The sequence below is a fragment of the Xanthomonas maliensis genome (genome assembly GCF_009192945.1).
GTDB lineage: Bacteria > Pseudomonadota > Gammaproteobacteria > Xanthomonadales > Xanthomonadaceae > Xanthomonas > Xanthomonas maliensis.
Map to the genome: position 1 here is coordinate 34067 of NZ_NSET01000048.1, position 12607 is coordinate 46673.

General features: G+C 66.7%; 14 protein-coding genes. 3 read left to right on the top strand and 11 right to left on the bottom strand.

Annotated features, from left to right (window positions below; all coding sequences use genetic code 11):
* Positions 1 to 2358, top strand: a complete 2358-nt coding sequence (locus tag CKY51_RS15120; protein ID WP_022974571.1) for a GH92 family glycosyl hydrolase — start codon at positions 1 to 3, stop codon at positions 2356 to 2358.
* 115 nt (positions 2359 to 2473) lie between these two features.
* Here the strand turns inward: CKY51_RS15120 and CKY51_RS15125 are convergent, their stop codons facing one another.
* Positions 2474 to 3409 (bottom strand): hypothetical protein, encoded by a 936-nt coding sequence (locus tag CKY51_RS15125; RefSeq protein ID WP_152249461.1) that lies wholly within the window; start codon positions 3407 to 3409, stop codon positions 2474 to 2476.
* Positions 3410 to 3679: 270 nt separating this feature from the next.
* On the opposite strand from CKY51_RS15125, the gene CKY51_RS15130 reads away from it, so the two are divergent.
* Complete coding sequence (locus CKY51_RS15130) at positions 3680 to 4582, top strand: SDR family oxidoreductase (RefSeq protein ID WP_022974572.1); 903 nt, start codon at positions 3680 to 3682, stop codon at positions 4580 to 4582.
* 258 nt (positions 4583 to 4840) lie between these two features.
* On the opposite strand, the gene CKY51_RS15135 is transcribed toward CKY51_RS15130, so the two are convergent.
* The 3 genes from CKY51_RS15135 to CKY51_RS15145 all read right to left on the bottom strand — a co-directional run bounded on the left by CKY51_RS15135 (position 4841) and on the right by CKY51_RS15145 (position 8277).
* Positions 4841 to 6295, bottom strand: coding sequence for a glycoside hydrolase family 30 protein (locus tag CKY51_RS15135; protein ID WP_031340989.1), 1455 nt, complete (start codon positions 6293 to 6295; stop codon positions 4841 to 4843).
* A 301-nt stretch (positions 6296 to 6596) separates the two neighbouring features.
* The gene (locus CKY51_RS15140) at positions 6597 to 7466 is read right to left on the bottom strand and encodes an NAD(P)H-hydrate dehydratase (RefSeq protein ID WP_022974575.1); all 870 of its coding nucleotides are present in this window, start codon (positions 7464 to 7466) and stop codon (positions 6597 to 6599) included.
* Position 7467: 1 nt separating this feature from the next.
* Positions 7468 to 8277: a histidine phosphatase family protein gene (locus tag CKY51_RS15145; RefSeq protein WP_052172325.1), complete on the bottom strand. Its 810-nt coding sequence runs from the start codon at positions 8275 to 8277 to the stop codon at positions 7468 to 7470.
* A 163-nt stretch (positions 8278 to 8440) separates the two neighbouring features.
* On the opposite strand from CKY51_RS15145, the gene CKY51_RS15150 reads away from it, so the two are divergent.
* On the top strand, positions 8441 to 9070 hold the full coding sequence (locus CKY51_RS15150) for a TetR/AcrR family transcriptional regulator (protein ID WP_022974577.1): 630 nt from the start codon (positions 8441 to 8443) through the stop codon (positions 9068 to 9070).
* 124 nt (positions 9071 to 9194) lie between these two features.
* On the opposite strand, the gene CKY51_RS15155 is transcribed toward CKY51_RS15150, so the two are convergent.
* From CKY51_RS15155 to CKY51_RS15185, 7 genes are all read right to left on the bottom strand, one after another.
* Entirely contained in the window at positions 9195 to 9485 is a 291-nt protein-coding gene (locus tag CKY51_RS15155; protein ID WP_170292338.1) for an Imm52 family immunity protein, read from the bottom strand.
* A gap of 57 nt (positions 9486 to 9542) precedes the next feature.
* On the bottom strand, positions 9543 to 9956 hold the full coding sequence (locus CKY51_RS15160; protein WP_022974579.1) for a hypothetical protein: 414 nt from the start codon (positions 9954 to 9956) through the stop codon (positions 9543 to 9545).
* Positions 9957 to 9963: 7 nt separating this feature from the next.
* Positions 9964 to 10677 carry a Tox-REase-5 domain-containing protein gene (locus CKY51_RS15165; RefSeq protein ID WP_152249462.1) on the bottom strand — a complete coding sequence of 238 codons (714 nt, stop codon included), beginning with the start codon at positions 10675 to 10677 and terminating at the stop codon, positions 9964 to 9966.
* Between the two features lie 7 nt (positions 10678 to 10684).
* On the bottom strand, positions 10685 to 11029 hold the full coding sequence (locus CKY51_RS15170; RefSeq protein ID WP_022974581.1) for a hypothetical protein: 345 nt from the start codon (positions 11027 to 11029) through the stop codon (positions 10685 to 10687).
* Positions 11010 to 11513, bottom strand: coding sequence for a DUF4123 domain-containing protein (locus CKY51_RS15175; protein WP_022974582.1), 504 nt, complete (start codon positions 11511 to 11513; stop codon positions 11010 to 11012). Before CKY51_RS15175 ends, CKY51_RS15170 begins: the two co-directional genes overlap by 20 nt.
* Positions 11510 to 11962: a PAAR domain-containing protein gene (locus CKY51_RS15180; RefSeq protein ID WP_244952545.1), complete on the bottom strand. Its 453-nt coding sequence runs from the start codon at positions 11960 to 11962 to the stop codon at positions 11510 to 11512. Before CKY51_RS15180 ends, CKY51_RS15175 begins: the two co-directional genes overlap by 4 nt.
* Positions 11963 to 12129: 167 nt before the next feature.
* Positions 12130 to 12363, bottom strand: coding sequence for an XAC0095 family protein (locus CKY51_RS15185; protein WP_022974584.1), 234 nt, complete (start codon positions 12361 to 12363; stop codon positions 12130 to 12132).
* Positions 12364 to 12607: the final 244 nt, after the last annotated feature.

Sequence of the window (12607 nt, forward strand, 5' to 3'; positions counted from 1 at the left end):
ATGTCGCATCGCCCATCCGCCCCGCTGCGCCGCCGTTGGTGGGCGCTGCTTGCTGCCGTCGCCGTCTCGCTTGCTGCCGCAGCGCCACCAGCGCGCGACGCCGGCAGCCGCGCCTATGCCGCGGTGGACCCGTTCATCGGCACCGGCGGCGAAGGCCATACCTATCCGGGCGCCACGGTGCCGTTCGGCATGGTGCAGCTGAGCCCGGATACGCAGATCCGTCCGCGCAAGGAGGCGTATGGCTGGGCGGCCGGCTACCGCCACAGCGACACCAGCATCGTCGGGTTCTCGCACACCCACTTCTCCGGCTCCGGGCATTCGGACCTGGGCGATGTGCTGCTGATGCCGCTGGCCGGCGCCGTGCAGCTGGAACGCGGCGATCCAGCGCGGCCGGGCAGCGGCTATACCGCGCAGTTCGACCATGCCAGCGAACAGGCGCAGCCGGGTTATTACGCGGTGACCTTGAAGGATCGCGACATCCGCGCCGAGCTCACCGCCAGCGCGCGCGTCGGCGTGCATCGCTATCGCTTTCCGCGCGGCACACCGGCGCAGGTGCTGGTGGATCTGCGCACCAGCCTGTACGACTATCCGGGCAAGGTGCAGTGGTCGCGGCTGCGCGTGCGCAGCGACGGCACCGTCACCGGCTTCCGCGAAACCCGCGGCTGGGCGCCGGGCCGGCAGCTGTACTTCGCCATGCGCTTCTCGCGCCCGCTCACCGCCACCCAGCTGCACGACACCGAGCAGGACGTGCCGTACAAGGGCTTCCCGCCACCGGGCGAGAAGGATCCCAGCCAGCGCGCGCAGATCGAAGGCCGGCAACTGGTCGGGGTGTTCGCCGTCGCCAACGACGGCACGCCGCTGGTGGTGAAGGTGGCGCTGTCGCCGGTCAGCGAGGACAGCGCCATCGCCAACCTCGATGCCGAAGTACCTGACTTCGATTTCGATCGCGTGCGCGCCGCCGCACGTGCGCAATGGACGCAGGCGCTGTCGGCGCTGGAGGTCGACGGTAACGCGCAGCAACGCACCCAGTTCTACACGGCGCTTTACCACAGCTTGCTCGGCCCGACGCTGTTCATGGACAGCGATGGTCGCTACCGCGGCCCCGACAACGCCGTGCACCAGGCCACGGGCTGGACCAACTATTCCACGTTCTCGCTGTGGGACACCTACCGTGCGTTGCACCCCTTGCTGACCTTGGTGCAGCCGCCGCAGCGCACCAGCGACATGGTCAATTCCTTGCTGGCCGCACGTCGCCACAGCGCCTACGGCATCCTGCCGGTATGGGCGTTCCATGGCCTTGAGACGTGGTGCATGATCGGCTATCACGCCGTGCCGGTGATTGCCGATGCCTACTTGAAGGGCATCGGCGGCTTCGATGCGAACGAAGCGCTGCAAGCGATGGTCGCCAGCGCCAACTACGGCCCCTACGATGGCATCGCGGCCTATCGCGAGCTAGGCTACGTACCCATCGACGAAGAAGGCGAAGCCGCCTCCAAGACGCTGGAATACGCCTTCGACGACTGGACCATCGCGCGCATGGCGCGGGCGCTGGGCAAGACCGACATCGCGGCCACCTTCGAGACGCGCGCGGCCAACTGGAAACACGCCTTCGACCCGGCCACCGGCTACATGCGCGCCCGCACCCGCGCCGGCGCCTTCCGCGAACCGTTCGACCCCGCCGCCAGCGGCTACGGCAGCGACTACACCGAAGGCAATGCCTGGCAATACTCCTGGTACGTGCCGCAGGACGTGGCCGGGCTGGCCGCCGCGCATGGCGGCGAAGATCGCCTGCTGGCGCGATTGGATGCCGTGTTCGATGCCAAGGTCGACCCCAAGCTCTTCGCGCACATGGAAGACATCACCGGCTTGATCGGTTGGTACGCGCACGGCAACGAGCCCAGCCATCACGTCGCCTATCTCTATGCCTATGCCGGCCAGCCGTGGCGCAGCCAGCAGCGGCTGAGCCAGATCATGGCCAGCCAATACCATGCTGGCCCGGAAGGGTTAGCCGGCAACGACGACCTCGGCCAGATGTCGGCCTGGTATGTGTTCACCGCGCTGGGTTTCTACCCGGTGGCGCCAGGCAGCAACCAGTACATCATCGGTCGGCCGTTCCTGCCGCGTGCCACGCTGCACCTGCCCAACGGCAAGCGCTTCCGCGTGATCGCCGACGGGCTGAGCGCGAAAAACCCGTATATCGGCAGCGCCACCCTCAACGGCCAGCCGCTGACCCGCGCCTACCTGACCCATGCGCAACTGCAGGCCGGCGGCGAACTGCGGTTCCGCATGCAGGCCACACCCAACCGGCAATGGGCCACCGACCCCGCGCAGCGCCCGTATTCGATGTCGGCGCAGTAAGCGTCAACTGCTCACCCATTCCGGTCCCGATGAAGCTCGGACAATCTCGCACTGTCCGAGCATGCACAGAACAGCGCCCCACAAAGGTGGGGCAGCGCGCCCATCGCGCAGTTGGCTAGCGCGCTGCCGCCTCTGCGGCCGGTGGTACCACAGCACCAGCTGCGCGGCGTCGACGATTCCAGCCATCGATCCATTGGCTACTTGGGCCGGGTGTCGTCGCTCCGACGACCGGCGCCGACGCCGGCGTTGACGTAGCTGACGGCGCTGCGATATCGCCTTGCGGACGCTCGATGCTCGCCACATCTGTCGACGTACTGCTCACTGCCGCGATTGATCCCTGCGATCCTGCTTGGGGCGGCACCGCAGAGCCGGGGCGCGAACTGTCCGCGACGAACGAGGACAAACCCAGGGCACGCTGAGCGAATTCGCCTACACACGCATCGGCAGAGCGGCGAAGATGCGCTTTCAGCACCGCCGCCCTGTTGGCTAGCAGTTGCGCATGCGATGGCGCGTCGGCGCTGTACTCGGGAATACGCACACAGAGCGCTTCCGCGACGATCGTCTTGCGAGCGCTATCAAACAGCCGCAGCTTGGCGACATAGTTGACTCGGTAGTTGTTCCAGTCGGTCGGAAAATAGAAAAAGCTCCAATTAGTGGTCTGTACGTCCAGCACCAAGCCGCCTTGAGGGAATTGCCGCGCGATCGCCGCCGGGTCACTGGTGGGCGCAATCATCCCGCCATCGACGACCGGCAGCGACAGTTGCCTGCTCAGGGTCTGCGCAAGCGTCATCCCAATGGAGGGCGCCGGATCCTCTACCGCGTTTTCGCGCACGATGTCCTTCCCATTGGAAACGGCGACCAGCGCGCCGATCAGGCCAAAGGTCATGGTTCCCGCGGTGGCGGCCGTAAAGGTCGGCGTTTCATGCCGCACCACGGTGATCTGCGTGCTCTTGCCGCTTCCCAAGGTGGCAGGATCGGTCTTGACCAATTTGTTACTGACGCACCCACTCAATACCGCTGCAATCGCAACGATTGCGGTCATCTTCAACATGACGTCCCCTGTAGTCCTTGCTGCCGTCGGTCGGCCATCCCCGCGCCACGCTGTGACGCCCCACCGATCTTAAATGGGAGGCCGCCCTATTGTTGAGCCTGCCTATGGGCCGATCCGGCGGTATGGCCCCTATGGGCATCACTGGGCGCCACAGACCGGTCGGCGCATTCACGCCATCCACAGCATTTATTCACTGCTGCACAGCGTCGCCGCCAACACACTGGACTGAGCATTCACCAGCCAGGTGCCCCCCCAAGAAGGAGACCGTGCATGTCCAGCACGCAGAACCAGTACACGATGCAAAACCCGCTCACCCAATTCCCCCAACCCACCTTCCCCGAACAGACCCAGCCCGCGCCCGGCACCGTCCACGCGCTGCAGCCCAAGGCCGATCACGGCGAGCAGAGCTACCAGGGCTTCGGCCGACTGCAGGGTCGCAAGGCGCTGATCACCGGTGCCGACTCGGGCATCGGCCGCGCGACCGCGATCGCCTACGCACGCGAAGGCGCCGACATCGTGCTCAACTACCTGCCGGAAGAGGAAGCCGACGCGGCCGACGTCGTGGCGCTGATCCAGGCCGAAGGCCGCAAGGCGATCAGCATTCCCGGCGATCTCAAGGACGAGACATTCTGCAACCAGCTGGTCGAACGCGCAGTGCAGGAACTCGGCGGCCTGGACCTTCTGGTCAACGTGGCCGGCAAGCAAACGGCAGTCAAAGACATCGCCGACATCACCACCGAGCAGTTCGACGCCACCTACAAGACCAACGTGTATGCGATGTTCTGGCTGTGCAAGGCGGCCATCCCGCACCTGCCGCCGGGCGCATCGATCATCAATACCGGCTCGATCCAGTCTTACCAGCCCTCGCCCACCTTGCTGGATTACGCCTCCACCAAGGCCGCGATCGTCAACTTCACCAAGGGCCTGGCGCAGCAAGTGGCCGACAAGGGCATCCGCGTCAACGCGGTGGCACCGGGCCCGGTGTGGACGCCACTGCAGCCCAGCGGTGGCCAGCCGCCGGAGAAGATTCCCGAGTTCGGGGCCGAGACCCCGCTCAAACGGGCCGGCCAGCCGGTGGAAATGGCACCGCTCTACGTCGTGCTGGCCTCGCAGGAATCCAGCTATGTGACCGGCGAGGTATTCGGCGCCACCGGCGGTTTGTTGCTGTCTTGAGCGGGGACGGCGCCCAGTTCGGGCGCCGCGCCGCGGGCAGTCTACCGATCGCCGGTTGCGCGGAGATCGTGGCTGGCCGCTCGGTCGCGCTCTGCGGCGCCGATGGCAGCATCGACTGGTGATGCCTGCCGACGATGGATGCACCACCGCGGTTCGATCACCCGCTCGATGCCGCCGCCGGCGGCTGCCTCGCGCCGGCGCCGCAGGCAGTGCGGCAGGTCCCCCGCCCGCACCGACAAGGCAGCACGGCGGTGCGCATCACCGCAGCTGCTGCACCACCGTCTGGATCGCATGCGGCGGGATCTCCACCACTTGCGAGGCCTCGCCCACGTAGAGGTTGTAGCGGATCGCCACGTCGGTGGCATTCATCACCACCGTCGCCAGGCTGCCATCGGTGTTGAGGAAGGCGGTGGTGGCCAGGTTGCTACGGCTGCTGGCTGCACTCACCCGCTGTGCCCCAGGCCGGATGAACTTGGAGAAGTGGCCGATATACCAGTAACTGGGCGTGTAGATCACCTCACCGGTGCGAGTGTCCGCATGCACTGGCGCAAAGCAGTAGTTGCCGACATGGTTGGGGCCACCCTGCTCGTCCAGCAGGATGTTCCAATCCGTCCAGCCCACCGCACCGTGATTGAGATCGTTGAGGATTGCGGTGCCGTACCGCTCGCCGTTGGGCCAGTACTGCAGCTTGGCCGCATCGAACTTCTCCACCGCCGCTTCGGTCAGTAGCAGATGCTTGTCCGGATAGGCCTGCGCCACTTCCGCCACGTTCTCCACCATCGGCGCGAAGCCGGCCCAGGTTTCGTACCAGTGAAAGCCCATGCCCCAGGCGTACTTGGAGGCCTCCGGGTCGTCGAAGATCACATGCGCGCGATGCACCATCATGTCGCGGTTGTGGTCCCACACGATGATCTTGCGATCGCCATAACCGGCCTTGGCCATCGTCGGCCCCAGGTAGTGCTTGAGAAAGTCGCGCTCCTCTTCGGCGGAGAACAGCATCGACTCCCAGGTCTGCACCGCCATGGGCTCGTTCTGCAGGCTGATACCCCAGATCGGAACGCCGGCTTTTTCATAGGCGGCAATGAAGCGGGTGTAGTAGTTCGCCCAGGCCTGCGCATAGTCCGGCAGCAGCTTGCCGCCCTTGAGCATGCTGTTGCTGTCCTTCATGAACGCCGGCGCACTCCACGGGCTGGCGAAGGTGGTCAGCGTGCCGCCAGCCGCGGCGATGGCCTGGCGCAGCATTGGGATGCGATAGCGCTGATCGTGCTTGACCGAGAAACTGCGCAGCGTCGCATCGCCTTCGCGGATATAGGTGTAGCTGCCGCTGCTGAAATCCGAGCTGTGGATGGTGGTGCGCGCCAAGGTGTAGCCGATGCCGTCCTGCGGATCGTAATAGGCCGTGAGCAGGGCCTGCTGCGCCCGCCTGGGCAGCTTGGCGAAGGTCTCGGCACTGGCATCGGTGATCGCCCCGCCGATGCCCAGCAGCGTTTGGAAGCGCCGCTGCGGATTGACGAAGATGGAGTTCTCCTTCTCGGTCAACACATGCCCGGCCGCTGGCGCGGCAAGCGTGCTCGGATGCATCTGCTGACTGGCGCCCTGCGCACTGGTATAGACACGCAACACATGGCCATCCGCAGGTGCCGGCGCTGCCGCCACCGACGGCCCCGTCGCAGCGTTTGCCAACCCTACCGTCGTCGCCATCGCCCACGCCATCGCTCGCTTCACTGCGCATCCTCCCAGAGAGATCGCGCCAGCCTAACCGACCAGCGCGCCGCACCATCGCTGCGTAAACGGGCGCTAGCGCGAGATCTGCTCATGGTGCACAGCGGGTCGTCGACGACGGCAGTCGGGCACGCCCCCATCCGGCACCAGCGTTTGCGCGCTGCCAGACAGGTGCGTGCCCCAGCGCGAGCACCGATGGCCTGTGCCAGCTCCCACAGCACGCCAGCGCCTACACACGCCGCCACCTAAGCCCCATCGATCGCCACGCCGGTCATCGAGCGCAGGCCGCCTCTCACATGCGCGATAGCCGGCCCACAATCCCCGGCACTTCCGCCGGAATTTCGCGCGCCAGAAAGCCCACCGTGCCGATCCGCCGCGCCAGCTGCTTGCCGGCACTGGCATGCACGTACACGCCCCATAACGCGGCACGCAAGGCATCGCAGCCACGCGCGGCGAATCCGGCGATCAAGCCGGCCAGCGTATCCCCGGAGCCGGAGGTCGCCAGCCCCGGCACGCCACCGCGGTGCACCCACAGGCTTCCGTCCGGCGCGGCGATATGACTGTCGGCGCCCTTGACGATCACCACGCTGCGCAACTTGCGCGCGAAGGCCTGCGCATAGTCCGCCGGCGCCGCTTCCACCGAGGCCTTGTCGTCGCCCGCCAGCGCCGCCATCTCGCCCGCATGCGGCGTCAGCACGAATGGCCGACCGAGCGGCGCGCGCAAGCTGGGCGACAGCGCACCGGCATCCAGCACCAGGGTGCAGACCGCCTGCGCGACCGCGCGCTTGACCAACGCAGCGGTCGTGCCGGTGGACGCCATGCCCGGGCCGATCACCGCCGCATCGCAAGCGCGCAGTGCGCTGTCCAGGTCGGCATGGCCGCGCTGAATTTCGCCCTGGCGGCTCTGCGCCAGCTCCAGCACCAGTGCCTCGGGCATGGCCAGCGCCAGCCCGCGCGCGACACTGGCTGCCGTGGCGATCTGCAGCTTGCCCGCGCCGGCACGCAGCGCCGCCTCGCCGGCCAGCAGTACCGCACCGGGCACGCGCATCGAACCGCCCACGATCAGCACGCGCCCGCGTTGTTCCTTATCGCCGCCCGGCGCCGGCAACGGCAGCGCGCGCAAGCGTGCAGCCGTCAGCGTGCGCACGCGAGCGCTGGCCATCTCAGCGTGCCCCGGCCGGGCGATCGGAAGCGCTGGTCACCGGCGCCTGCGCCAGCGCCGGCGGCAGGAACTTGGTTCGCACCAGTTGCAGCGTCTGCCCGTCGGGCGCTGCCGCATATTCGGTGACGCCGCAATTGGGCACGTCGCCCTCGCGGTCGATCGCCAGGATGGTGGCCTCGTCCATGCGCTCGATCAGGTAGCGGAAGCAATTGACGATGACCTGGTGCCCGACCACCAGCACGCGTGCGCCGACGTGGTTGCGTTGCAGATCGCCCACCACGCTGCGCAGACGGAAGATCACATCGCACCAGCTCTCCCCACCCGGCGGGCGGAAATAGAACTTGCCCACCAGCTTGCGCTGCTCGGCCAACTCCGGGAACGTGGCCAGGATGCCGGCGGTGGTATAGCGGTCCAGCACGCCGAATTCCTTTTCGCGCAGTCGCTCGTCCACGCTGACCGCATCGGCCGGCTGGCCGAGCGCCTGCGCCACCGCCGCGGCTGTCTGCCGGGCCCGCACATACGGCGAGCTCAGGATCAGGTCCGGTCGCTCCGGCTCCGGCAGGCTGGCGATCCACTCGCCCAACCCCCGCGCCTGCCGCTCGCCCAGCGCCGACAGCGGCACGTCCGCATCGCGGTGCTCCAGCGCAATCAAGGTGTCGCCCGCAGACTCGGCGGCATCGCGCGCCACATTGCCTGCGCTTTGTCCATGCCGCACCACCCACAACCGCGCCGGCCACTGCGCCGACACCCCTGCGACTGCACTGTGCTCGCTCACATGCTGCTCCTGCACGATGAGCCCCAGATGTCGCATGCCTGCCGTGAACAGGTGGTCGACCGCCCGTGCGCAGACCGTTGCCATCGCCATCCGTGCACGGCCGGAACGCGAGCGTGACCGGTGACACAGAGGCAGGCAGGCCCGACAGATCACCGCCGCCAGCCCGGTATACTGCACTCCCCCGCCCCGCCTGCCCCCCATGTCCAACGTCCTGGTGCTGCGTACAGCGAAAGAACGCGAAGAATTGCTCGTGGACGAGGTGCTGGATGCCACCGAGCAATGCATCGACGAAATCGGCCTGGGCGCCACCAGCTTCGAGCTGATCGCCGAGCGCGCCAAGGTCAGCTGCGGCGCCCTGCTGCAGCGCTTCGAGGACAAGGACGCACTGGTCCGCGCCTTGCTGGAGCGCAACTACATGCGCGCCATCCGCCAGATGTGGCTGGTCGAACACCCGCCCGGCGTGCACGTGGTGGACTTCATCGCCGGCCTGCTGGAGGAATGGCTGCTGCAGGAGATCAACATCAAGCGCACCCGCATCGACCTGGAGCTGCACCTGGCGACCCTGCGCGACCCGGTGCTGGCCGCCTTCCTGCGCCGCCAGAGCGCCTCGCTGATCGAACACCTCAGCGCCCTGCTCAAGCGCCTGCTGCGCGGCCACGCCGACCCCGCCAGCAGCGAACAGGAATTCCAGGCCCGCGTCTATGCCGTGGCCGCCATGTGCGGCGGCCTGCACACCGTGATGACCAGCGGACTGGAACTCAACCGCATGCACCTGCAACTGATCCTGCGCGAGAGCCTGTCAGGCATCCTCAAGTCGGCGCCGGTGTAGGGCAGCACCAGCACGCACTCACGCCACTCGCCGATCGCCGATCGCGATGCCGCGTAACCGCAGGCCTTGCAGATCACAAAGACCGGCCCGGCACGCCCACCTGCCGACACCATCGGCACGACCGCTATCCCAGCAACGACACATCGGTGACATCGAGCAAGCCGAGATGCGCCAGGCGGGCTTCGACCCGATGCGCACGCTGCAGATGCGCAGGATTATGCAGATCGAAGCACTCCTGGACCGCGACGATCACCGTGCCCTGATGGCCGACGGCAATGACGGACGCCGCCTCGGGGACATGCCGCGCCTCCACCCGATGCGGCACAAACCCCATCCAGCCGAGCCAGCGGCGGTGGGGGAACAACTGATGGTCGAATGCATAGCTGTCGAAGCCATCTTTCCCGCCCGCCTTCATCGCATGCGCGTCAGTCCCGATGAAGCGCGCCGGAAGCACCGCACCCAGCGCGGCCACTCAGCGCTGCACGATCCGTGGTGCATCCGCCGGGCCATATGCAGCGACGGGCCGATAGATCTCGAACAACACCCGGCCGAAGCCCGGCTGGAACTTGATCAGCCCGCGTCCTGGCGTGAGCCACTGGCTTTCCACATGGGCGGTGGTGAGCGTGGCTTCCGCCGAGCCGGGGTGTGGCATGCCAGGAAATGCCTCGGCGTCCTGAGCGGCGTAGCGGGAAAGGCGCTCGATCGTCCCGGAGCGATCCGACAGCGGCAGTGGCCCACGATCGCCCGGCCGCGGATGTTGCACCCACCCATCGAAGGACGGATGGACGGCTTGCAGTCGCTGTGCGATGCCCAGCAACTGGTCATAGGCAGCGTCGACACTCAGGGTCTCTTGCGGAATGGAGACATCGATCTGGACGCGAATCATCGGCGGTCTACTCGGTGAGCCGGCAAACGCGGCCGTAAGGGCCAAAGAGGTTGCGGGCCGCCGTAAAGCACTGCGCTTCCAGGAAATGCCACTCCAGCTTTGCCGGACTTCCTAACTGGTCGATATGCGCCTGTTGCGTCGCGACCTGACGAAGCCAAGCGTCGAAGACGGTGGGAGGGTGCAACTGCACCCACGGTTGCAGATCGCCTGTCCTGGTCAGGAACTGCTTGTAATGCGCCTTTGCTTCGACAGCGGTACAGGACGGGCGCCAGAAACCATCGAAGCGTAGCGGCCCGTGCTGCCACTCATCGAGGGTGATCGTATTTTTTCCGCCCAATAGCCGCAGGCGAGCACGGTCGAAGTCGCTGCCTCCATAGGTGTAGCGAAAACGTTCTGGCCCTGCGCGTAGATTGGCGATGCGGAGCTGATAGTCGAAGTCGCGATACTGCCGGAGCGGAATCGTGTAGGTCGCAGGCATCTGCACTCCTTGCGCCAACTTGCAGCTGTTGCACTGGTTCTGATTGAGGGTTTGCGCGCAATCGGCCTCGCGTGGCTCCACGCGTGGCTCGACCTGGCTGTCGGGCCGGACGCCCAGCGCCTCCTTGAGACGATCCCAGACCTGGCCGATGGTCGGCCCGCCAAGGGGATCGGGCCGGGACGGATCCCACCCGCCAGGGCGGGTGATGGGCGGCGGCGGAAGCGGGAGGGGGACGGCGACCATGACGGGCTTACGAACCAAGGTCGGCGGCCAGCAGGGCCAGCAGATCGGCCGCGGTGGCGTTGGGGGCGTCGGTCTGCGCGAACCACACACGCACCAGCGGCAGCGTGCGCAGGCCGCGTGCCCATGCGACATCGGCCTTGACCCAACGCACCAGTGTCGGCAGATGGGTGAGATTCAACGCGCCGACCGCATGCCGGTAGCTCGCCTGCACCTCGGCCAACAGCCGCGTATCGTCGCGCCCCGCCACCGCCGCGCGGTGGTCGCGCCGCACCTCCGCGGCCAGCCGTGGCAGAAACGACCCCGGATCGGGCAGACAGAGCTTGGCGTACTGCTCAGCGCTCAGCTGCAACATCGGCGGCCTCCTGTGCCAATGCGCTGCGCTGCAACGCCCACTGCCCGTCGTACGCCACCACCTGCCATTCCAGGATCGGCCCAAGCAACTCCAGCTGCTGCGGCCGCGTCAGCACCTCGACATAGCGCGCGAACGCACGCGCATCGTAGTACCGCATCAAGGCCAGGCTGCCATCGGGCAAGGCGATGTCCAACGCCCCGTCCAGATGCGCCAGCAGCTGTGCAAACGGAACCTCGGCGATCAGCCGCATCACCCCGGACGGCGTGCGCCCCAGCTGTGCTAGCCACGCATCCAGCGCCGGCTGTATCGCCCCAACCGGCAGCGCCAACAGCCACGGCCCGGCCGCCGCATGCTCGGCCTCCGGCTGCTGCGCGAACAATGAGGCTGCCTGCATGCCCGCAGTGGCCGCGTGGTGCTGCAACACCGGCAATCGCGCAGGATCGCCTGCGCAATCGACCAGCGCATAGGCATGGCACACGCTCATGCGCGCAGCAGCAGCGGTGCACCCGCCGCAGCCCCAGACAACAGACATTCCAGACAGACCGGCGGCTTGGCCAGCAGTGACGGCACCCGCTCCGCCCCGGCCACCGCAGACATCGCCAAACCGGCGGAGCCATCGCCCACCTCCACATAGGCCCGCGTTTGCCGCTGCGTGGTCACCGTGCAACCGCACGCAAGATGCGCCCCATCCAGCGCAACCGGCTGACCATCGATCAGGATCGACGCATCGCCATCGACGATGGCGAACACACCCCCATGGCGAGGGCAACTCGCCCGGTCGCCCACCCGCGCCACCGGCACCCCATCGATGTCGGTTTCCCGAGAGCCCGTGATCACCCGCCCCCCACTGCTGGTCGGGTCACCGACCACGATCCACATCCTGCGCATGGCATCGCTCGCGACGTTAGTATTGCTGTACATCGAGCGTCGCACAAAAGATATGCGATGGCTAGGGGCTAGCGATCGAGCAGAAAATTTTGCGGATAGAACCGAATTACAGCGGTAGTTAGCGAGCTAATATTAATGCATAGCCTTATAGGCATAGATAGCTATTCTGACTAAAAGTGGTTCTCGCCGCCTGTTGCCTCCAATCGTGCCGGCTATTGCACCTGCGAAAGCACCCGCGTCAGATGGTCGGTCAGCAACTCCAGGCAAAACACCAACTCGTCGAAATGCACCGCCGGCTGCCGCTGCTGCAGTTCGCCCGGCGTGCGCGGCTGCGCCAACCGCGCCAAGAAACGCATATGGTCGCGCAATTGCTCAAGATGGTAGCGGGCTTCTTCCGGCAGGAAGTAACCCGGGAAAGACGGCACCGTATCCTCGACATCCGACATGGCCTGCTCCTCATTCCATGGAATCAGCCCACCCGCCGCGAAGCGACGGACGGGAAGTCGGGAGGCTCGAAAGCGCTAACAGCCGGCGGGCGCATTCCCCTTGCGGGTGTTGTATTAGCCGCCCTCCCGACGCAGAGCATCACGTCGGTTGCACCAGCAAAGCTGCAGTCACAAAAAACCCACCGGTTTGTCGGAGGTGGGGACCGCTGTTAGCGGAGTTTCGAGGCTCCGGGGGGGGGGGGGG

Excerpts from the sequence above, each read along its gene's own strand:
- CKY51_RS15120 (WP_022974571.1), top strand. The coding sequence starts at position 1 with ATGTCGCATCGCCCATCCGCCCCGCTGCGCCGCCGTTGGTGGGCGCTG.
- CKY51_RS15125 (WP_152249461.1), bottom strand. The coding sequence starts at position 3,409 with ATGTTGAAGATGACCGCAATCGTTGCGATTGCAGCGGTATTGAGTGGG.
- CKY51_RS15130 (WP_022974572.1), top strand. The coding sequence starts at position 3,680 with ATGTCCAGCACGCAGAACCAGTACACGATGCAAAACCCGCTCACCCAA.
- CKY51_RS15135 (WP_031340989.1), bottom strand. The coding sequence starts at position 6,295 with ATGGCGTGGGCGATGGCGACGACGGTAGGGTTGGCAAACGCTGCGACG.
- CKY51_RS15140 (WP_022974575.1), bottom strand. The coding sequence starts at position 7,466 with ATGGCCAGCGCTCGCGTGCGCACGCTGACGGCTGCACGCTTGCGCGCG.
- CKY51_RS15145 (WP_052172325.1), bottom strand. The coding sequence starts at position 8,277 with ATGCGACATCTGGGGCTCATCGTGCAGGAGCAGCATGTGAGCGAGCAC.
- CKY51_RS15150 (WP_022974577.1), top strand. The coding sequence starts at position 8,441 with ATGTCCAACGTCCTGGTGCTGCGTACAGCGAAAGAACGCGAAGAATTG.
- CKY51_RS15155 (WP_170292338.1), bottom strand. The coding sequence starts at position 9,485 with ATGAAGGCGGGCGGGAAAGATGGCTTCGACAGCTATGCATTCGACCAT.
- CKY51_RS15160 (WP_022974579.1), bottom strand. The coding sequence starts at position 9,956 with ATGATTCGCGTCCAGATCGATGTCTCCATTCCGCAAGAGACCCTGAGT.
- CKY51_RS15165 (WP_152249462.1), bottom strand. The coding sequence starts at position 10,677 with ATGGTCGCCGTCCCCCTCCCGCTTCCGCCGCCGCCCATCACCCGCCCT.
- CKY51_RS15170 (WP_022974581.1), bottom strand. The coding sequence starts at position 11,029 with ATGTTGCAGCTGAGCGCTGAGCAGTACGCCAAGCTCTGTCTGCCCGAT.
- CKY51_RS15175 (WP_022974582.1), bottom strand. The coding sequence starts at position 11,513 with ATGAGCGTGTGCCATGCCTATGCGCTGGTCGATTGCGCAGGCGATCCT.
- CKY51_RS15185 (WP_022974584.1), bottom strand. The coding sequence starts at position 12,363 with ATGTCGGATGTCGAGGATACGGTGCCGTCTTTCCCGGGTTACTTCCTG.